Source organism: Candidatus Deferrimicrobiaceae bacterium, assembly GCA_036504035.1.
Taxonomy (GTDB): Bacteria; Desulfobacterota; Deferrimicrobia; order Deferrimicrobiales; family Deferrimicrobiaceae; genus JANXPS01.
In genome coordinates, this window is record DASXVV010000006.1 from 19533 (window position 1) to 39033 (window position 19501).

General features: G+C 67.4%; 16 protein-coding genes. 1 reads left to right on the forward strand and 15 read right to left on the reverse strand.

What is annotated here, in order from left to right; translation table 11 throughout:
* Nucleotides 1-48 precede the first annotated feature (48 nt).
* The gene (locus tag VGK27_01415; GenBank protein HEY3488760.1) at nt 49-528 is read left to right on the forward strand and encodes a ferritin family protein; all 480 of its coding nucleotides are present in this window, start codon (nt 49-51) and stop codon (nt 526-528) included.
* Nucleotides 529-650: 122 nt separating this feature from the next.
* On the opposite strand, the gene VGK27_01420 is transcribed toward VGK27_01415, so the two are convergent.
* The 15 genes from VGK27_01420 to VGK27_01490 all read right to left on the reverse strand — a co-directional run bounded on the left by VGK27_01420 (nt 651) and on the right by VGK27_01490 (nt 19500).
* Nucleotides 651-1034, reverse strand: a complete 384-nt coding sequence (locus VGK27_01420) for a hypothetical protein (protein HEY3488761.1) — start codon at nt 1032-1034, stop codon at nt 651-653.
* Nucleotides 1035-1038: 4 nt separating this feature from the next.
* A complete protein-coding gene (locus VGK27_01425) occupies nt 1039-1353 on the reverse strand; it encodes a hypothetical protein (protein ID HEY3488762.1) in 315 nt (104 codons plus the stop codon).
* Nucleotides 1343-1903 carry an RNA polymerase sigma factor gene (locus tag VGK27_01430; protein HEY3488763.1) on the reverse strand — a complete coding sequence of 187 codons (561 nt, stop codon included), beginning with the start codon at nt 1901-1903 and terminating at the stop codon, nt 1343-1345. The genes VGK27_01425 and VGK27_01430 overlap by 11 nt, the downstream gene beginning before the upstream one ends.
* 28 nt (nt 1904-1931) lie before the next feature.
* Nucleotides 1932-3410, reverse strand: coding sequence for an efflux transporter outer membrane subunit (locus tag VGK27_01435; GenBank protein HEY3488764.1), 1479 nt, complete (start codon nt 3408-3410; stop codon nt 1932-1934).
* Between the two features lie 26 nt (nt 3411-3436).
* On the reverse strand, nt 3437-6562 hold the full coding sequence (locus tag VGK27_01440; GenBank protein ID HEY3488765.1) for a multidrug efflux RND transporter permease subunit: 3126 nt from the start codon (nt 6560-6562) through the stop codon (nt 3437-3439).
* Nucleotides 6559-9666 carry a multidrug efflux RND transporter permease subunit gene (locus tag VGK27_01445; GenBank protein HEY3488766.1) on the reverse strand — a complete coding sequence of 1036 codons (3108 nt, stop codon included), beginning with the start codon at nt 9664-9666 and terminating at the stop codon, nt 6559-6561. Before VGK27_01445 ends, VGK27_01440 begins: the two co-directional genes overlap by 4 nt.
* Nucleotides 9663-10961 carry an MdtA/MuxA family multidrug efflux RND transporter periplasmic adaptor subunit gene (locus VGK27_01450; protein ID HEY3488767.1) on the reverse strand — a complete coding sequence of 433 codons (1299 nt, stop codon included), beginning with the start codon at nt 10959-10961 and terminating at the stop codon, nt 9663-9665. Before VGK27_01450 ends, VGK27_01445 begins: the two co-directional genes overlap by 4 nt.
* A gap of 197 nt (nt 10962-11158) precedes the next feature.
* Complete coding sequence (locus VGK27_01455) at nt 11159-11647, reverse strand: retropepsin-like aspartic protease (protein ID HEY3488768.1); 489 nt, start codon at nt 11645-11647, stop codon at nt 11159-11161.
* Nucleotides 11648-11895: 248 nt separating this feature from the next.
* Nucleotides 11896-12339, reverse strand: a complete 444-nt coding sequence (locus VGK27_01460; GenBank protein ID HEY3488769.1) for a hypothetical protein — start codon at nt 12337-12339, stop codon at nt 11896-11898.
* A 10-nt stretch (nt 12340-12349) separates the two neighbouring features.
* Complete coding sequence (locus VGK27_01465; GenBank protein ID HEY3488770.1) at nt 12350-13630, reverse strand: OmpP1/FadL family transporter; 1281 nt, start codon at nt 13628-13630, stop codon at nt 12350-12352.
* Nucleotides 13630-15774 (reverse strand): alpha-amylase/4-alpha-glucanotransferase domain-containing protein, encoded by a 2145-nt coding sequence (locus tag VGK27_01470; GenBank protein HEY3488771.1) that lies wholly within the window; start codon nt 15772-15774, stop codon nt 13630-13632. The genes VGK27_01465 and VGK27_01470 overlap by 1 nt, the downstream gene beginning before the upstream one ends.
* Nucleotides 15774-16187, reverse strand: coding sequence for a methylmalonyl-CoA epimerase (gene mce, locus VGK27_01475; GenBank protein ID HEY3488772.1), 414 nt, complete (start codon nt 16185-16187; stop codon nt 15774-15776). The genes VGK27_01470 and mce overlap by 1 nt, the downstream gene beginning before the upstream one ends.
* 47 nt (nt 16188-16234) lie before the next feature.
* Complete coding sequence (locus VGK27_01480) at nt 16235-17860, reverse strand: tetratricopeptide repeat protein (GenBank protein ID HEY3488773.1); 1626 nt, start codon at nt 17858-17860, stop codon at nt 16235-16237.
* Nucleotides 17829-18890 (reverse strand): inorganic phosphate transporter, encoded by a 1062-nt coding sequence (locus tag VGK27_01485; protein HEY3488774.1) that lies wholly within the window; start codon nt 18888-18890, stop codon nt 17829-17831. Before VGK27_01485 ends, VGK27_01480 begins: the two co-directional genes overlap by 32 nt.
* The gene (locus VGK27_01490) at nt 18883-19500 is read right to left on the reverse strand and encodes a DUF47 domain-containing protein (GenBank protein HEY3488775.1); all 618 of its coding nucleotides are present in this window, start codon (nt 19498-19500) and stop codon (nt 18883-18885) included. Before VGK27_01490 ends, VGK27_01485 begins: the two co-directional genes overlap by 8 nt.
* Nucleotide 19501: the final 1 nt, after the last annotated feature.

Below are 19501 nucleotides of genomic sequence, written 5' to 3' on the forward strand. Positions count from 1 at the left end.
CGCAGCAAGGACGGCGCTTTCAATTTCCGCATACGGAGGTCTTAAACGATGAAATTCACGGAAGACGCGCTCAAGTTCCTCAACCTGGGAATCGAGTCCGAGCTGGCCGCCTATGTCTTCTACAAGAAGGCCCTCAAGCTCATCACCGACCCGGCGCTCAAGGAGACCGTCGAGAAGCTGGCCGCCGACGAGAAGGGGCACTTCCTCTCGCTCGAAGACGAATACGACGAGAACGTCCGGTCCGAGTGCTGGGCGCCCTACCGCGACATCATGGAGAAGCCCGGCCTGCCCGAGATCGACGAGATGCTCCAGGAAACCCATGTCTATCTGCTCGACCGGGTGAAGTCGATGAAAACCCGGAAAGAGTTCCTGGACATCGCGCTCATGCTGGAAAAAGAGGCACTGAAGCTGTTCACCGACGCGGCAGCCACCGTCACGAACCCCGAGTTCAAGAAGGTGTTCGAACATCTCGCGTCTTTCGAGCAGGGGCATGTCCAGATCATCGAGCGGGAACTCGCGAACCTCTAGGCCCGCCGATCGGAATCAAAGGCCCGCCGATATTTCGCCGGGCCGCCAACGAACACGGGGAGGACCGCCGCAAGGCGACCTCCCCGTTTTGCGTCCGAAAACCTCTGCCCGGCACGCGCCGGTCAGCGCGGATCACGCTCCTTGCGGGCGCGGCGCTCGGCCTGGAGCCGGTCGAATTTCGCCTGCTGGTCGGGCCGTAGCAGCGCCCGCACCCGGGTCCGGGACCGGTCGATCGCCCCCTCGACCTGCTGCTGGAGCGGTTTCCGGATCTCGAGAATCTCCTTGTGCGTCTCGGCGACGATCGCGCGCACCATTTCGCGCTGGGCCGCGTCGAGGTCCAACGAGCGGGTCAGCCGCCGGACGATCACGTCACCCGTCTCGTGCCCCCGGCCCGCAAGAAACGCCTCGAACCCGTGCCGCTCCGCATGATACACGGCGAAGCCGCCGGCCGCCGCGCCGAGCAGGAATACCATCAAAACCCCGAGAATTGCCTTGAACCGTTTCATGCCGTCACTCTCCCGTCAACGAATCGACCAGCGCAACCTGCTCGGGCCCGGAGAAGAGCAGGGCCGGATCGCCCATGCGGAATGGATCGTGATAAATGGTCCAGCCCCCCAGCAGCAGGGTGATCGCCAGGAACAGGGGCATCAGCCGCCAGCCCCAGGCGTACCAAGGCTCGCGGCCGACGCTCCGCTCGCGGATCCGGGCCAGAAGCCGGGTTTCGAAGTTGCGCTCGACCACGGCCGTATCGACCGGCGCTTCCCGCGCCAAGGCAAAAAGCCGGTCAAGCCGCGCATCCGTACAAACGTTCCGGTCATCCTTCATCTTGCCCTCCGAGAATCCTCTTCAATGCCTTCCGAGCCCGGAAGGCGCGCACCTTGACGCCCGTCTCGCTCCAGCCGGTCAGTGCGGCCACCTCCCGGATCGTCCGGTCCTCCAGCTCGAACAGCGTGATCACCAGCCGCTGATCGGGCTTGAGCTGCGCCATCGCGCCTTCGAGGATCAGCCGGGCCTGTTCCGCCGGACGGTCGGTCTCGGTGGACGGATCGACCGGGGGAAACGGCATCGCGTCGAGGGAGATGTTGCCCTCTTCCCGCCGCCGCTTCCGCAGGAAGTCGTAGCAGGCGTGGACCGCGATACGGGAGAGCCAGTGGCCGAATGGCGCATCGCCCCGATAGGACGCCAGCGACTCGAAGGCCCGGATGAAGATCTCCTGGCCGAGGTCGTCGAGCTCGGCGTTGTTGCGCGCGAACCGCCAGGCGATACGGAGCACGTCGCGCCGGTGACGGACCACCAGCTCCGTGAATGCCCCTTCATCGCCCGCCTGGGCCGAACGGACGATCGCAGTTTCGGATGGCTCTTCCATCCTTTCCATTATATGGGCGACTTCGGCCATCGAAAGGTTACGGTGTCCCCGCCGGCGCATCTTTCAGGGAGGACGCATTCCACCCGCCCCCCAGCGCCCGGATCAGCTGGACGCTCGCCACCATGCGGCGCCCCTGGATGTCGAGGGCCGTCCGCCGGTTCCCCAGCGCCGTCGCCTGCGCGATGATGACGTTGAGATAGCTGACCGTCCCCGCCTTGTACTGGTTGATCGCCATCTCGACGGACTGTTCCGCCGACCGGACCGCCAGATCCTGCGTCTTGGCCTCCGCCTCGAGGATGCGCAGCGCCGAAAGCGCGTCCTCGACCTCCTTGAATGCCGACAGGACGGTCTGGCGATACGCTGCCACCGTGCCGTCGTAGGCGGCGCGCGCCGATGCGGTCTGCGCCTTCCGCAAATCGCCGTTGAAGACCACCTCGGAGATCGACGGGCCGAGCGACCAGAAGCGGGCGGGCCAGGTCAGCCATTTGGCCAGGCTGAGCGCCTCGAGCCCCGTCCCGGCGCCCAGACGGACCGTGGGGTAGTAGGCCGCCTCGGCCACGCCGATCTGCGCGTTGGCGGCCGCCATCCGGCGCTCGTCCCCCGCGATATCCGGACGCCGTTCGAGCAGCGCGGACGGGAGGCCGGCCGGCACGGGCGGCGGCACCGCATCGAGCGGCGCATCGGCAAGGGAGACGACGGAGGGGGGCTTCCCCACAAGCAGTGCGATCGCATGTTCGAACTGGGCCCGGGCCACCCGCGTGTCGATCACCTGTGCCTGGATGGTCCTTAGCTGGGTGTCGGCCTGGAGCACCTCGGATTTGGCCGCGACGCCGGCCTCGTATCGATTCTGCGTCAACACGAGCGATTTCCGGTACGCCTCGATCGTCTCGTCGAGGATCTTCTTCTGGGCGTCGAGCGCGCGCATCTGGAAATAGTCCTGCGCCAGCTCGGCGCGGGCCGACAGGGTGATCGCCTCCACATCGGCCCGGCTCGCCTGGACGCCCGCCGTTCCCGACTCGACGGCGCGCCGGATCTTCCCCCAAAGATCGGGTTCCCAAGATGCTGATATCGGCAGCAGGTAGTCGGTGGTGCGACTGCCCCCCCCCGCGACTTCCCGGGACCGTTGTCCCCCGGTGATCGAGGCGCCCGCCGTCACCGTCGGCATCTCGCCCGACCGCGCGATCGTCACCAGCGTTTGCGCCTGCCGATAGCGCGCCTCGGCGGCCGCCACATCCTGGTTGGCGATAACGACCTGCGCCTCGAGCGCGTTCAGCCCGGGATCGCCGTAGATTTCCCACCAGGGGCCGCGAAGCACGTTGTCGCCGGGAGAGGCAAGCTTCCATTCGCCGGTATCCTTCCATGCATCCGGCGACTTGAAGGCAGAAGGCGTCGGCGCCTCGGGCCTCACGTAGTTCGGGCCGACTGTCGCGCACGCGGAAAGCAGCGCCAGCGCACCAGCCATCGCGAGCCGTTGCCGCCCCTTCGCCGCCCTCCCGCATTTATCCCCTCGAATCATGGAACGATCCCCCCTTGTTTTCCCGTTCATGAAGCGGCCGTCCGCGGTGCTCGCGGCCGGAACAGCCGCTCGGCGAGCCGGTTCCGCGCGGCCCCGGCCCAGAGCCGGAACCGGTCGAGATACAGGTAGATGACCGGCGTCGTATAAAGCGTGAGCATCTGGCTGACCAGCAACCCGCCCACGATCGAGATGCCCAGGGGCCGCCGCATCTCCGAGCCGACGCCCATCCCGAACGCCAGCGGCAACGCGCCCAGGAGCGCCGCCATCGTCGTCATCATGATCGGACGGAAACGGAGCAGGCACGCCTCGTGGATCGCTTCCCGCGGCCCCTTTCCCTCCCTGCGTTCCGCCTCGAGGGCAAAATCGATCATCATGATCGCGTTTTTTTTCACGATGCCGATCAGCAGGATGACACCGATCAACGCCATCACGCTGAAATCGATCCCGCAGATCAGAAGTGCGAACACAGCGCCGACGCCTGCCGACGGAAGCGTCGACAGGATCGTCAACGGGTGAACGTAGCTCTCGTAGAGCACCCCAAGGACGATGTAGACCGTGACCAGCGCGGCCAGGATGAGGTACGGCTCGTTCGCAAGCGACGCCTGGAATGCCTGTGCCGTCCCCGAGAAGCTGCCGCGGATGCCTGATGGAAGCCCCATCCGGTGAGTCGTGTCCTCGATCGCGTTGACCGCGTCGCCGAGCGCCGTTCCCACCGGGAGATTGAACGAGATCGTCACCGCCGGGAACTGCCCCTGGTGGTTCACCGAGAGCGAAGTGGCGGTCGGCCCATAGCGCGCGAACGCGGCGAGCGGCACCGGCGTCCCGCTCGCGGCGCGGACCCGGAAGTCGTGAAGCACGTCGGGCCGCTGCCAATAGCTCGGCGCGGCTTCCATCACGACGTGATACTGGTTGAGCGGGGTGTAGTTGATCGACACCTGCCGCTGCCCGAAGGCATCGTAAAGCGCCTCGTCGATCTGCTGCGGGGAAACGCCCAGCCGGGACGCGGTGTCGCGGTCGATGGCGATCGTGGCCTGCAGCCCCTTGACCTGAAGGTCGCTGCTGACGTCGGCCAGCTCGGGAAGCTGCCGCAGCGCGGCCTCGACCCGCGGCGCCCACGCGGAGAGCGCCTTGAGGTCGTCTCCCTGGAGGGTGTACTGGTACTGCCCGCCTCCGAACCGGCCCCCGATCCGGAGGTCCTGCACCGACTGGAGCAGCGTCTGCGCGCCCGGGATGTGCGACAGCTTCTTCCGGAGGCGGGCGATCACCTCGTCGGCCGTGGCCGTGCGCTCGTCGGACGACTTCAGGCTGACGAACATGCGGGCGCTGTTCGCGGCGTTGCCGCCGGAACCGCCGGTGAACCCGGTGACGGTGTCGACGGCGTTGTCTTTCCCGATGATGCCGACCACGGCGGTCAGCTTCTGTTTCATCGCCTGGAACGAGATGTCCTGCGCCGCCAGGATGGTTCCCGTCAGCCGGCCGGTATCCTGTTGCGGGAAGAATCCCTTCGGGATCGCCCGGAACAGGAAGACATTGGTGGCGACCGCGCCCGCGACGAGCAGCATGGTGAAGCGGGGGTGTCGGAGCGCCCAGGAGAGCGTCGTGTCGTATGCCGCGCGCGTCCGGTCGAACAGCCGCTCGCTGAACCGGTAGATCCGGCCGTGGCGCACGGCATCGTCCTTCCGGAGCACCAGGGCGCACATCATGGGCGTCGTCGTCAGCGAGACGGCGAGAGACATGCCGATCGCCATGGATAGCGTCACCGCGAATTCGCGGAACAGCCGCCCCACCATCCCCCCCATCAGCAGGATGGGGGTGAACACCGCCACCAGCGACAGACTCATGGACAAGACGGTGAAGGAGACCTGCTTCGCCCCCTCAAACGCCGCCTGCCGCGGCGCCATCCCTCCCTCGATATGGCGGGTGACGTTTTCGAGGACGACGATGGCATCGTCCACGACGAAGCCGGTTGCGACCGTGAGCGCCATCAGCGACAGGTTGTCGAGGTTGTATCCGCAAAGATGCATCAACGCGAACGTCCCGATCAGCGACACCGCGACCGCGACCGCGGGAATGACGGTCGAGCGAAGGTTGCGCAGGAAGGCGAACACGACCAGGATCACGAGGACGAACGAAATGATGAGCGACCGCTCGACGTCCCGGAGCGAGCTCCGGATCGTCGGCGTCCGGTCCATGACCACGTCAAGCTTCACGGTCCCGGGAAGCGACGCTTCGAGCCGGGGCAACTCGGCGCGGACCCGGTCGACCGTCTCAATGATGTTCGCGCCCGGCGCCCGGAACAGGATCACCAGGACGGCCGGCTTCCCGTTGGCGAGCCCCGCCGACCGCAGATCCTCGACCGAGTCCTGGACGTCGGCCACGTCCTTGAGCTGGATGGCCCGCCCGCCCCGGTAAGAGACGATCAGCGGAAGATACTCGTCGGCGGTCCGGATCTGGTCGTTGGCCTGGATCTCCCAGCTCCGGGCGCCGTCGGAGAGCTGCCCCTTCGGCGTGTTCGCGTTGGCGGCCGCGATCGCCCGCCGGACGTCGGACAGGCCGAGGCCGTAATGGTCGAGCGCAGGGGGGTTGAGATCGACGCGCACGGCCGGCAGCGAGCTTCCGCCCACGATTACCTGCCCGACGCCCTCGAGCTGCGAAAGCTTCTGGGCGAGGATGGTGGATGCCGCATCGTACATTTTAGAGGTGCTCACATTGGGAGAGGTGAGCGAGAGGATCATGACGGGTGCGTCGGCCGGATTTACCTTCCGGTAGTTCGGGTTGGCGGGGAGGTTGGCCGGCAGGTAGCCGCGGGCCGCGTTGATCGCGGCCTGGACGTCTCGGGCGGCGCCGTTGATGTTCCGGTCGAGGTCGAACTGCATCGTGATGTTCGTCGACCCGCGGTTGCTCGCAGACGTCATCTCGGTCACGCCGGCGATCCGGGAGAACTGCCGCTCGAGCGGGGCGGCCACCGACGTCGCCATCGTCTCGGGGTCCGCGCCGGGTAGCGAGGCGGAGACCGAGATCGTCGGATAGTCGACGGGCGGCAGCGCCGCGACGGGGAGCAGCCGGAAGGCGATCGCCCCGGCGAGCACCACGCCGATCGTGAGCAGCGTCGTCCCGACCGGACGCCGTATGAATACCGAGGAGATGCTCATGGCGCCACCGGATCGGTTTCCGCAATCTCGCTCGCCGCGCTCCGTCCCGTGACGCGCCGCGCCAGCCGATCGAACGCCAGGTAGATGACCGGCGTCGTGTAGAGCGTGAGGAGTTGGCTGAGAATCAGCCCGCCCACGATCGCGATCCCCATCGGCCGGCGAAGCTCGGAACCCACGCCCGACCCCGCCGCCATCGGCAGCGCGCCCAGGAGCGCCGCCATCGTCGTCATCATGATCGGCCGGAAGCGCAGGAGGCACGCCTGGTAGATCGCCTCGTCGGGGGGCTTCCCCTCCTTGCGCTCGGCCTCGAGCGCGAAGTCGATCATCATGATCGCGTTTTTCTTGACGATGCCGATCAGCAGGATGAGGCCGATCAGCGCGATGACCGTGAACTCGATCCGGAACAGGAGCAGCGCCAGGATGGCGCCGACGCCGGCCGACGGAAGGGTGGACAGGATCGTGACCGGGTGGATATAGCTTTCGTAAAGGACGCCCAGGACGATGTAGACGGTGACCAGCGCCGCGAGGATCAGGATCGGCTCGTTGGCCAACGAATCGTGGAACGCCGCAGCGGTCCCCTGGAAACCGCCCCGGATGCTGGCCGGAATGCCCAGCCCCGCCGTCGCCGCCGTGACCGCCTTCGACGCCGCGCCCAGCGACTCCCCCGGCGCCAGGTTGAACGAAAGCGTCGTCACGGGGAACTGGCCCTGCCGGCTCACCACGAGCGTGCCGGTCGTCTCCTCGATTCGCGCGATTGCGGAAAGCGGCACCTGCCCGCCGCCCGCGCTGCGGACCCGGATCGCGTCGAGCCCCGCCGGGCCGCGGCTGAAGTCGGGCTTGACCGCCAGGACGACCCGGTACTGGTTGAGCTGCGTGAAGATCGTCGAGACCTGCCGCTGGCCGAACGCGTCGTAGAGCGCGTCATCGATCATCTGCGGGGTGATGCCCAGCCGGGACGCCGTCGCGCGGTCGATGACCAGCGACGCGCGAAGCCCCTGGTCCTGGATGTCGGCGCTGACGTCGCGCAGTTCCGGCAGGGCGCGCAGACGTTCGACCAGGCGCGGCGTCCAGATGGCCAGCTCCTTCATGTCGGGGTCCTCGAGCGTGTACTGGTACTGGGTCCGGCTCACCCGGTCCTCGACGGAGAGGTCCTGCACCGGCTGGAGGTAAAGCATGATCCCGCCGAGCTTCACCAGCGCGGGCTGGAGCCGCCGGATGACGCCGGTCGCGTCCGCGTCGCGCTTGTCGAGCGGCTTGAGGTTGATGAGTACCCGTCCGCTGTTCAGCGTCGCGTTCGTGCCGTCGACTCCGATGAACGACGACAGGCTCTCGACCGCCGGATCGGCGAGGATCACCCCGGCCAGCGCCTGCTGCCGACGGGCCATTTCCGTGAACGAGATGCTCTGGGGCGCCTCGGAGACGCCCAGGATGACACCCGTGTCCTGCACGGGGAAGAAGCCCTTCGGAACGAAGACATAAAGTGCGATGGTCAGGACGAGCGTCCCCGCCGCCACGAGCAGCGTCAGCCCCTGGTGCCGGAGCACCACCCGGAGCGTTCTGCCGTATCCGGCGACGACCCGGTCGTAAAACTTGAACTTGGAGACGGCCTCAGCATCTTTCGGGGGATGGTGCCTGAGCAGCTTCGCGCACATCATCGGCGTCAGCGTCAGCGAGACGACTGCCGAGATGAGGATGGTCACGCCCAGCGTCACGGCGAATTCGCGGAACAGCCGGCCGACGACGTCGCCCATGAACAGCAGCGGGATGAGCACCGCGATGAGCGAGACCGTCAGCGACAGGATCGTGAAACCGATCTGCGCGGAGCCCTTGAGCGCCGCCTGGAGTGGCGTTTCCCCTTCCTCGATATAGCGCGAGATGTTTTCGATCATGACGATCGCGTCGTCGACCACGAACCCGGTCGAGATCGTCAGCGCCATCAGCGACAGGTTGTTGAGGCTGTAGCCGAGCAGGTACATCACGCCGAAGGTGCCGATGAGCGACAGCGGCACGGCGATGCTGGGGATGACCGTCGCCGGCAGGTTGCGCAGGAAGAGGAACATGACGAGGACGACCAGGAAGACCGCCAGCATCAGTTCTAGCTGGACGTCGTGGACGGAGGCCCGGATGGTCGTGGTCCGGTCGGTAAGCAGCGACACCTCGATGGACGCGGGCAGGGAGTTCTTGAGCTGCGGAAGCAGCGCCTTGACGCGATCGACCACCGCGATGACATTGGCGCCCGGCTGACGCTGGATGTTGACGATCACCGCGGGCGTCTCGTTCATCCACGCCGCCTGGTTGACGTTCTCGGCGTCGTCGACCACGTCGGCGACGTCGGTCAGGCGGATCGGCGCGCCGTTCCGGTAGGCGATGATCAGCGGCCGGTATTCGCGGCTGGACAGCAGCTGGTCGTTGGCGCCGATGATGGCCGACTGCCGCGGCCCGTCGAACCCCCCCTTGGCCTGGTTGACGTTGGCGGTGCCGATCGACGCCCGAAGATCCTCGAGCGTCAGGCCGTATGAGGCCAGGGCGGTCGGATTGACGTGGATCCGGACGGCCGGACGCTGCCCGCCGCTGATGCGGACGAGCCCCACGCCGGGGAGCTGCGAGATCTTCTGGGCAAAGCGGGTGTCGGCGAGGTCCTCGACCTGCGGCAGCGTCAGCGTCTTCGAGGAGAGCGCCATCGTCAGGATGGGGGCGTCGGCCGGATTCACCTTGCTGTAGACCGGCGGGTTGGGCAAGTCGCGCGGCAGGAAGTTGAAGCCCGCGTTGATCGCGGCCTGAACCTGCTGCTCGGCGACGTCGAGGTCGAGGTCGAGGCTGAACTGGAGCGTGATGACCGAGCATCCGCTGGAGCTGTTCGACGTCATCTGCTTGAGCCCCGGCATCTGGCCGAACTGCCGCTCGAGCGGCGCGGTGACGGAGGACGCCATGACGTCGGGACTTGCGCCGGGATAGAAGGTGGTCACCTGGATGGTGGGGTAGTCGACCTGAGGCAGCGCCGACACCGGCAGCAGTCGGTAGGCCACCCCCCCGGCCAGGAGGATCGCCGCCATCAGCAACGTGGTGGCGACCGGCCGGACGATAAACGGGCGGGAAAGGTTCATCGGCGTCCCTTTTTCGCGCCGCGCTCCTTCGCCGTTCCTCCCCCCGCGCCGAGGATGTCGACCTTGGCGCCGTCCCGGAGCCTGTCGGCCCCGTCGACGACGACGCTCTCGCCGACCGCAAGCCCGGACGCGACGGAAGTGTCGTCCTCTTGCGACGGTCCGGGGACCACCGGCCTGGACGTGACGGTATTGTCCTGCTTCACCACATAGACGAAGGCGCCTTGGGGGTTGCGCAGGATCGCCGCGGACGGGACCACGACGGTTCCCTTGCGGACCTCGAGGAGAAGGCGGGCGTTGACGAACTGGTTGGGAAACAGCGCATTGCCCTGGTTCCCGAAGATCGCCTGGAGCTTGACGGTGCCGGTCGCCGGGTCGATCTGGTTGTCGATCATCTGGAGATAGCCGGTGGCCAGCAACTTCTTCCCCTCGCGGTCGTACGCCTCGACCTGCAGACGGCGGCCCCCTTTCATCCGGGGCAACAGCTGCGGAAGGGCGTCCTCGGGGATCGAGAAGATCACCTTGATCGGCTGGAGCTGGGTGATGACGACCAGCCCCCCGGGATCGCCGGCGTGGACGATGTTCCCCGCGTCCACGAGACGCAATCCGAGCCGCCCGGGAATCGGGGCGGCGATCCGGGAATAGGACAGCTGGAGCTTCGCGTTGTCGACGACCCCCTGGTCGGACTTGACGACGCCTTCGTACTGGCGCACCAGCGCCTCCTGCGTCTCGGGCTGCTGCCGGGCGATCGAATCCTGCTTGAGGAGGAGGCGATACCGGTCGAGGTCGAGCCGGGCGTTCTGGAGGAGTGCCTGGTCGCGGGCCAGTGCGCCCTCGGCCTGCGCGAGCTGCGCCTCGAAGGGCCGCGGATCGATCCGCGCCAGGAGCGTCCCCGGGGAAACGACCTGGCCCTCCCGGAATAGCACCTCCAGCAGTTGCCCGTCGACCCGGCTCCGGACGGTGACCGTGTTGACCGGGACGACCGCCCCCAGGCCGTTTAAATAGACCCCGACGTCGCCCTTTCGCGCGGCCGCCACGCTGACGGGGGCGCTCCGGGCAGCCGGGGCGGCGCCCGATTTCGGCAAGGCGGCTTTCCCCCGGTCGCTGCAGGTCAGGAAGATCGCGCCGGCTGCAACGACCACAGCGATCGCCGCAGCCGCGGTCAAAAGCCGCTTGCGGGCCAAGGGCGACGGGGATGCGGGGGACGTGCCGGAAGTTTGCGCAGCGTGGAACCCGGGCGAGGTCGGCGCCGGAACGGTCTCGCGGGATGGCTTTCGGGACTTTTTCTTCCGTTGCATGGGGTTCCTGGCCTCCAAAGGGACGAGCCCGCCTCCTCCGGGAAGGAAGCGGGCGACCTGATATTTTGGCGACGAAGGGTTCCGTCTCTTGAGTAGGTGCCTCCCGAGAGCAAAAGGTTACCGCCCTCCCCTGAAATAAACGGGGGGCACGGGAGATTTCTCTCCGGCAAGCCGATGGAAGATGCCGAGGAGGGGGATCAGGGAGATCGCCGCTTCGGCGCTTCCGGGGGCGCCCAGCGGATGACCGAACGGTCGAAGTCGATCTTGTAGTCGCGCCTTCCGAGAAAGTCCATGCCCAGCAGCCCGTCTTCCCCGGAATCGCGCCCCGTGCGGTTCATGACGATCGCCTCCACGTCGGCGGCGACCCAGGGGCCGACCTTGATCGTATCGAGCCGGACCAGGAGGGTCGCCACCCGGTGGCCGCCCGCCAGCTCGCTGACCACCCTTTCGGCGCGGTCCAGGTCGAGTTCGCCGACCGACTGGCGATACAGCAGCGTGTTTGTCGAACCGGTATCCAGGACGAGCTGCACCGTGAGCGTCCTCCCCCCGTACCCGATCTCGACCGGGACCAGCACCTGGTTTCCCCGGATGGTCACGGGCGTCTCGAGCGATCGTTCCATGGCTTCGCGCGCCTTCCGCGCTTCTTCCGCAGTGCGCTGCGACGCCTGTTCGGCATCCTCGCGCATTCGCCTGGCCTTGAGCTCCGCCTTCTCGCCGGGCGGGAGAAGATCTTCCGGTTCGGCGTGTCGGGTGGCCTTGGTCCGGTACTCGGGGGGGACGAGCGACTCGTCGTCGACGAAATGGATCGTGCCGTTCCGGTCGACGTATTTGAAGTAACCGGACCAGGCGGGAGGGGGCGGGCAAGCGCAACACAGCAGGAGCAGGACCGCCGCAGCGGCCGGGACGCCCGTCGGCCCTTTGTGGAAAAGGGAGCCTATCTGGAGATCCTCATCTCCGACTGCGCGATCGTCTTCGTCCGTTTCGATCCTGAGGCGGACTCGATCTCGAGCTCGACCTCGACCCCGAACTTCGACGGGTCGTACCCGGACTCGTCCGACACGGTGATCTCGGGAAGCATCGAGGAATTAAAGATGGCGTATTCCCGGTTGGGGCTGGAGCAGGACATCTCGTCTTCCACCCCGGGGAAGCCGCCGGCCTCGCATTCCCAGGTCCGGGGCCGGAACACGCTGACGACGGAGCCGCCCTTGACTCTGACCTTCACCACGGTGATCCCGTCGTTGGGCGCCATCGAAAAGGCGGGGAGGCGGAGGAGCATCCGCTTCCCCCCCGCCTTCCCGCCGGCGACCGCCCCCGAGGCGCAGGCAACCAGGACCGCAATCAAGATGACCGACAGCTTCCCGGCGCCTGCGAGGGACATCTTGCGCCTCCTAGAACCTGTAGCCGAGGTCGAGCGACACGAGGTGGGCGGTGCCCTTCCACATGCCGTTCATGCCGATCGGGTTCCCGTTCTCCTCGAGCCGGACATTGTTCAAGGTGCGGTTCTTCTTCTGCAGGTAGAAGTAGGAGGCATCGAGCGTGAGCGGGCCGATCTTGTAGCCGGCGCCGACCATGTAGTTGAGGCGGTTGGCGTCGGGCAGCTCGGCCCCTGTCGTCTCGAAGGGAGCGGGGGTCGGGTCGTAGGCGAAGCCCAGCCGAAGCGCGAGCGGGTCGGTCACCTTGTATTCGGTCCCGACGCGGACGGCGCAGACGTCGTTCCACTGCTTGTTGCGCCCCGTGGGAGTCGAGCTCAGCTGCGGGACGGTACGGTTGACGACGTTGAGCTCCCGATACGCGCTCCAGAAGGTCCAGTCGAGGTCGGCCTCGACAGTCAACCGGTCGACCGGCCGGATCGCGATGCCGAGGGCGGCCGTGGCCGGCATCGAGATGACGGCGTCGGCCTTCGAACTGACGGGAAACGGGGTCAGGTTCTGCGACAGCGTCAGATCGGCATCCTTGGCCTTGAGATCGAACGGCGACCGGTAGCTGAAGCCCGCCTGCCAATACGGGGACGGCGTCAAGAGGATGCCGGCGTTGTAGCCCCACGCATCGCCGTCGCCCTTGAGCTTGGAGTAGGCCAGGTTGGTCCCCGTCCCGCCCACGGCGAACTTCTCGAGGTTCGCCCAGCCCATCATGTAATCGATGCCGACGCCGACCGACAGGGCGTCGCCGATCTTGAACGCGACCGTGGGATTGATGACGACCGTCTTCAGGTCGATCCGGGTGGCCTGATTGCGGAAGAAGCTCGTGCCCTTGTCCTTGTATTCCTGGCCGAGGCCGAACGGCGTGAAGACACCGATGCCCCAGGCGACGGCGCTCCCCTTGGTCTTGTGCGTGGCATAGGCATTCGGGATGAAGAAGTCGAGCGTCTTCTGGGTCTCGGTGATCCCCGCACCGCCCGACAGCGGGGTCGTGCCGGCGAACTTTCCGCCGTTCTCCCGGACGGCGGTCACGCCCGCCATCGCGTTGTTGCCCTCGAGCTGGGTGATGCCCGCCGGATTGTAGTAGATCGCGGAGGGATCGTCGGCCTGCGCCGTGAAGGCGAAGCCCATGCCCATCGCCTTGGCGCCCGCCTCGGGAAGCCGGAAGCCCGCGGCCATGGTCCCCGTCGCGGCGACCGAGGTCGTTAGCATTGCAGCCGCGATCGCGGCCAGCGTCGAATTCTTTTTCATCATCCCCCTCCTTGGATAAATGAGGCGACGTCCCACGTCACCGAGAACTGTGCGCTTTCCCCCGGGTGCAGGTGGATCGGGAAGAGAAGCCGCAGGCAAACCCCCTGGTGGATCTTTTCGGCGCCCGCCTCGGACAGCGAGGCCGTCTCGACGGGGTAGCGAACCAGCGTGAACGGGCGATCGGATTGCGCGCCCACCGAGATCTTCCGCCAGACGTCGAAGATCCGGAAGCCGTTCGATTCGGGAGCGACCTCGCGGCCGGAAAGCGATACGTCGCCGTCGCCGCCTCCCGCGATCCAGCGGTCGTAGCCGCCCGACAGGAAGTTGAGGTTCCATTCGGTGGCGAAGGTTCCGGCCGACCGGCTCTTGCCGTGGTTGACAAGCCGGTAGCGAACGATGAACCGTTCGGCGCCGGCGGCGGCCTCGACCGACTTCTCGACCGTCAACGATGCCTGGTCGCAGCACATCGGGACGTCCTGCGACACGAGGATCGTCCCGTCGTGCTCGGCCACGGCGATACCCGCCTCGCAGCCGGCGGTCGTGCAGAGCGGCGCCGCCCCGGCCAGGATCTCGGCCGGCGTCACACCCTCGCCGAAGAACGTCTCGCGCAGCGAGGCCCGCTGGCAGGGGTCGGTCTCGAGCGCATCGAGCACGCTGGGATCCTTGAGGACCAGGACGTCGTGGATGCTGGTCGATCCGTCGAAATGCCCCCCCGCCTGCCGGAACCGGGCGTGGTACGCCTCCTCCCGGCGGGTGAGGACGTGCCCGAGCGCGATCCCGCGCCGGGGAAGGGAGATTTCGGTGATCGACCCGCCGTCGTGCGAGTGGAACAGCAGCGTCAGTTCCGGCGTCTTCAGCAGCAGTTCGGCGCCGTCGTCGGCATCGAGGTCGCCCCGGACCGCCTGCGTCCAGCCCCCCTCGCCGGAAAGGAGCCGGTCGGCCGCGCTCTCGGCGCGCAGCAGGTGCGTCCAGGCCGCCTCCCGGAGATGGTTGAGGTAGATGCCGCCGAAGACGCCGTGCCAGTAGACGTCGTTGCTCTGGGAGCAATAGAGGTCGTTGCGCATCGCCGCAGCGGCGGCCTCCCCGGCCCCCGCGCATGCCGCCTCGACCCGCGCGCTGACGCCCCACATCCGCTTGTGGAGCAGGTTGCTCTCCTCGTACTTGCGCAGGAAGTTGCGGAAGGTGCCGCCCTGGGCGAACGGCTTCAGCTCCGGGTGGTTCCCCTCGCGAAAGGACCGCAGCAGCTCGTCGAAGCGCGACGCCTGCTTCGGCGGAAGCGCCCATTCGCCCATCTCGACGTAGGAGCAGGTGGGCAGGTAGATGCGCCCGCGCACCGGCGCCTGGTCGACGTACTCGCCGAACGTCATCGTCGCCAGGCCGTCCTGCCGACGGGCCTCGATCCCTTCGAAGAAGCGCGACAGCCACCCTTCCTCGTAGACGCTGTGGTGCGTCCCGGGCCACACGCCGAACTTCTCGCCGTCGTCGGCAAAGATCGCGGCGGGACACGGCACGTCGCGCGAAGTCATCCGGTCGACCGCGGCCAGCGACTCGTCGACGCTGCCGAACGGGATGAGATAGCGCAGCGCCTCGCTGCCCGGGAACACCTTGAGCGTGGCGCCGTCGGATTCGGTGAGCCAGACGCCGTCGAGCTCCTCGGGCGAAAGCCCGGCGCGCAGGAAGTGGTAGTCGTCGAGCGGCAAATATTTCACGCCGGCGGCGGCGAGCGTGGGCACCAGCCCCGGTTCCCAGACGCGCTCGGCCAGCCAGATGCCGTCGGGACGCTTGCCGAACGTCCCCTCGAGGCGCGAAGCAAGCGCCTGAAGCTGCCCCTGCCGGTCGCGCTCGGGGAGCAGCGTCAGGATCGGCTCGTACATGCCGCCGCCGAGCAGCTCGACCTGCCCCGACGCGGCCATCGCGCGCAGCAGGTCGACGACGTCGGGCGCGTTCCGGATCAGCCAGTCGAGCAGGTAGCCGGTGTAGTGGAGCGTCGCCTTGACGCCGGGGTACCGGGACAGCGTCTGGAGGAACGGACGGTACGACTTGTGCGTCGCCTCTTCAAGGACGGAATCGAAGTTGCCCACCGGCTGGTGGTTGTGGAAGCACAGGACGAGCGTGCGGCCGGATGAGCCGGAAGCTGCTGACATCAGTGGGAATCCTCGCCTTCCTGGGCGAATTCGGTGAGCACGCCGAAGGTCGATTTCGGATGGAGGAAGCCGATCTTCATGCCGTGCACGCCGTCGCGGGGCGTCTCGTCGATGAGGCGGGCGCCCTTGGCCTTCGCGTCGGCCAGCGCCTGCGCGGTGTCGGCGACGTCGAAGCAGAGGTGGTGGATCCCCTCGCCGTTCTTCTCGACGAACTTGCCGACCGGACCGTCGGGCGACGTGGACTCGATCACCTCGATCGTGCTTTCGCCGACGCGGAACACCGCCGCGCGGATCTTCTGCTCGGCGACTTCCTCGATGCCGACAAGCGCGAGCCCGAGAACATCCCGGTAATACGGGATCGCGGCGTCGAGGCTTTTCACCGCGACGCCGATATGCGCAATCTTCCGGATCATGCGGCCTCCGTTCGATGAATCGCTAAGTTGCCGTTGCATAGTATCCGCTAATGACGGCCCCCTTCAACGAGCTTTTTGCGTAGCGAAACCGCGTCTTGCACGCCCGGGAAGGACGTCGAGGCCGCGAGTGCGCGCTCGACGGCGGCCAGCGCCTCCCGGGCCCGCCCATTGCGGTAGAGCGCTTCCGCATAGTGGTAGAGAATGGCGGGCTCGCCGGGCGACAGCCGGACTGCTTTTTCGAGCGGGGGAAGCGCCGCGGTCCGGTCTCCGCGTCGCAAGAGGATCCAGCCCAGCCGGTCGTGCGCCGTCGCGAAGCCGGGATTTGCGGAAACCGCGCGCCGGGCGGTCTCTATCGCTTCGCCGTGCCGGCCCGCCTCGTCCTGCAGCTCGGCCAGGTCGGAGAGCGCCGCCGGGTCGGTGGGGTGGCGCGCCACGAACGCCCGGTAGAGCGCAATCGCTTCGCTCCCTTTCCCCCGGTCGCGCAGGAGGACGGCATTCATCGCGACGCTGTCGGCGTCGTCGGGCCGCAGCCGGAGGAGGCGCCGGGCAGCCTCCTCGGCGCCGGCCGCGTCTCCCGATCGGCGGCAGGCGACCGCCAGGGCGCGCGCCACCGAGGCGTCGTCGGGCGCCAGCGCCTGCGCCTTGCGGAACTGCGCCGCCGCCTCGGCGGGGTGGTCCTGGAGGCCCAGCACGACGCCGAGCCGGAAATGGGCGGAGGCGCTGCCGGGCACGCGCGCCACGAGGTCGCGCAACACCTTCTCGGCCCCCCGGGGCTGGCCCGCCTCCTCATAAGCCGCGGCCAGCGCGCCGGCCAGCTCGGGATCGGCCGGCGTGTTGCGGCGGAGCGCCTCGAGCGCCGCGATCGCCGCCGGGTAGTCCTTCATCGCGAGGGAAACATCGGCCAGCCGCCGCCGGATCGCGACGGGGTCGCCGCCGGCGCTTTCGGCCTGCCGGTAGTGGCTCTGGGCACGCGCGAATTTTCCGGCGGCCGCCAGCGACTCGGCGAGCTGGAAGTGGGCGGAGGAATCGCCCGGGAAAGCGCGCGCCGCCTTTTCGAGCGTCCCGATGGATTCGTCGTATCGGCCCAGCGCCCGCAGCGCGGAGCCGGCCGCCAGCGCGCCCCGCAGCGAGGCCGGTTCGAGGGCCTGCACGATCCGGAACTGCGCGAGCGCCCGGTCGGCCTTCCCGGTGGCGAGCCATGAGGCGCCGTAGACGAGGTGGGCCGTGGCGTCGCGGTCGGCGTCGGCGACCCGGCCCTCAAGTAGCCGGAGCGCCCGGTCGGAGTGGCCGGCCAGGTTGTAGAGCGATGCCAGGTTGATGCGCAGACGGTCGAAGCCAGGGGGGGGATTCCGGAATCCCTTCTCGTAGGCCTCGATGGCCCGCGCGGGGATTCCTTCCTTTTCGTAGAGGAGGCCGAGCTGGAGTTGCGCGCGGGCGTCGCCCGGCCTGGCCGCAACCGCTTTTTCGAACGCCGCGCGCGCTTCGGCCAAACGGCCTGCGGCCAGGAGCGCCTCGGCCCGGGTGCGCCAGTCGACGGCCTGGGCCTTGGCCTTGCCGCCGGCCTTCGGGCGTGCCAGGGCGTCCGGGCCGCCGGAAATGCCCAGCCCGAGCGCCAGGATCAGGACGAGCGGGAAGCGGAAGCTATTTCCCGAGAACCGGGGAGAGGAGATCATAGGCGACGTACCCCGCCACCGCCGAAGCGGGGATGGTCAGCACCCATGCCCACACGATGCGGATGCCCACCTGCCAGTTGACCTTGCGCCGCCCCTGGGAGAGGCCGACGCCGAGGATCGCCGAGGTAATGACATGGGTGGTGCTGATCGGGATGCCCATTGCCGAGGCGGTGAGGATGACGGCGGCCGAGGAGGTTTCGGCGCAGAAGCCGTGGACCGGCTGCAGCTTGACGAAGTCGGTGCCGACCGTCTTGATGATGCGCCATCCGCCCAGCGCGGTGCCCGCCGCCATGGAGAGGGCGCAACAGACGATGACCCACAGGGGGGGAATGCCGATCGCGGCCGAGCTCGAGATGAACGACGGAAGGTGGATGGGGTGCCCCGTGGCTGCGAGCCCCATGTAGGAAGCGATCGCCATGGTGATGACGCCCATCGATTTCTGGGCGTCGTTGGAGCCGTGCGAGAACGCCATGAACGCCGCGGAGAGGATCTGCAGCTTCTTGAATTTCCGGTTCAGCGGCGACGGGTGGCTCTTCCGGAAGAGCCAGAAGATGCCCAGCATGAGCAGGAACGCGACGAACGTGCCGAGCAGCGGCGAGATGACGATGGCCAGCAGCGTCTTGTAGATGCCGCCGCCCCATCCCCACTTGAGCGCGTCGAATCCCTTGCCGGCTCCGACCGCGCCGATGAGGCCGCCGATGATCGCGTGGGACGACGACGACGGGATGCCGAAGTGCCAGGTGATCAGGTCCCAGAAGATGGCGCCGAAGAGCGCGGAGATGATGACGACCTGGGTGATCGCCCACGGCTCGACGATGCCGGTGCCGATCGTCTTGGCCACGGTGGTCGAGATCAGCGCCCCGACGAAGTTGAGCCCCGCCGCCATGAGGATGGCGTTGCGGATGGAAAGCGCCCGCGTCGAGATGCAGGTGGCGATGGCGTTGGCGGTGTCGTGGAAGCCGTTGATGAAGTCGAACGCGAGCGCGGAGACGATGACCAGGATCAGGAGGTTGAAGGAAACGTCATGCATTCTTCATTGCCACGCTTTCGAGCACGTTGGCGGCGTCTTCGCACCGGTCGGTGGCCGTCTCGAGCGTCTCGTAGATCTCCTTCCACTTGAGGATCGTGATCGGGTCCTTCTCGTGCTCGAACAGGTGCGCGATGGCGTCGCGGCAGACCCGGTCGGCCTCGTTCTCGAGCGAGTTGACCTCGACGCAATGGTCGTGGATGCCGACCATCTGCTTGGACAACAGGCCGATCGCCCGGTTCAGCTCGCGCGTGGACTTGAGGATGAGGAAGCCCAGCTCCTTGGCCTCGGGCGTGCTCTCGGTCACCTTGTAGAGGATGATGCGGGTGGCTGCGCCGTGGATCAGGTCGATGACGTCGTCGAGCGAGGAGGCCAAAGCCAGGATGTCCTCGCGCTCGATGGGCGTGATGAAGGTGGTGTTGAGCTTCTTGATGATGTCGTGGGTATAGGTGTCGCCCTTGTGCTCGATCTCTTCGATCTGGCGCGCCTTTTCCTTGACGTCCTCGAAATTGTCGAGCATGTCCTTGAGCATGGCCGCGCCGTCGTGGATGTTCTGGCCGGCCTTCTCGAACAGGACGAAGAATTCCTGGTCCTTTGGGAGAATACGAAACATG

Excerpts from the sequence above, each read along its gene's own strand:
- mce (HEY3488772.1), bottom strand. The coding sequence starts at position 16,187 with ATGATCCGGAAGATTGCGCATATCGGCGTCGCGGTGAAAAGCCTCGAC.
- VGK27_01425 (HEY3488762.1), bottom strand. The coding sequence starts at position 1,353 with ATGAAGGATGACCGGAACGTTTGTACGGATGCGCGGCTTGACCGGCTT.
- VGK27_01415 (HEY3488760.1), top strand. The coding sequence starts at position 49 with ATGAAATTCACGGAAGACGCGCTCAAGTTCCTCAACCTGGGAATCGAG.
- VGK27_01460 (HEY3488769.1), bottom strand. The coding sequence starts at position 12,339 with ATGTCCCTCGCAGGCGCCGGGAAGCTGTCGGTCATCTTGATTGCGGTC.
- VGK27_01470 (HEY3488771.1), bottom strand. The coding sequence starts at position 15,774 with ATGTCAGCAGCTTCCGGCTCATCCGGCCGCACGCTCGTCCTGTGCTTC.
- VGK27_01455 (HEY3488768.1), bottom strand. The coding sequence starts at position 11,647 with ATGCGCGAGGATGCCGAACAGGCGTCGCAGCGCACTGCGGAAGAAGCG.
- VGK27_01430 (HEY3488763.1), bottom strand. The coding sequence starts at position 1,903 with ATGGAAAGGATGGAAGAGCCATCCGAAACTGCGATCGTCCGTTCGGCC.
- VGK27_01435 (HEY3488764.1), bottom strand. The coding sequence starts at position 3,410 with ATGATTCGAGGGGATAAATGCGGGAGGGCGGCGAAGGGGCGGCAACGG.
- VGK27_01450 (HEY3488767.1), bottom strand. The coding sequence starts at position 10,961 with ATGCAACGGAAGAAAAAGTCCCGAAAGCCATCCCGCGAGACCGTTCCG.
- VGK27_01420 (HEY3488761.1), bottom strand. The coding sequence starts at position 1,034 with ATGAAACGGTTCAAGGCAATTCTCGGGGTTTTGATGGTATTCCTGCTC.
- VGK27_01465 (HEY3488770.1), bottom strand. The coding sequence starts at position 13,630 with ATGAAAAAGAATTCGACGCTGGCCGCGATCGCGGCTGCAATGCTAACG.
- VGK27_01490 (HEY3488775.1), bottom strand. The coding sequence starts at position 19,500 with ATGTTTCGTATTCTCCCAAAGGACCAGGAATTCTTCGTCCTGTTCGAG.
- VGK27_01480 (HEY3488773.1), bottom strand. The coding sequence starts at position 17,860 with ATGATCTCCTCTCCCCGGTTCTCGGGAAATAGCTTCCGCTTCCCGCTC.
- VGK27_01445 (HEY3488766.1), bottom strand. The coding sequence starts at position 9,666 with ATGAACCTTTCCCGCCCGTTTATCGTCCGGCCGGTCGCCACCACGTTG.
- VGK27_01440 (HEY3488765.1), bottom strand. The coding sequence starts at position 6,562 with ATGAGCATCTCCTCGGTATTCATACGGCGTCCGGTCGGGACGACGCTG.
- VGK27_01485 (HEY3488774.1), bottom strand. The coding sequence starts at position 18,890 with ATGCATGACGTTTCCTTCAACCTCCTGATCCTGGTCATCGTCTCCGCG.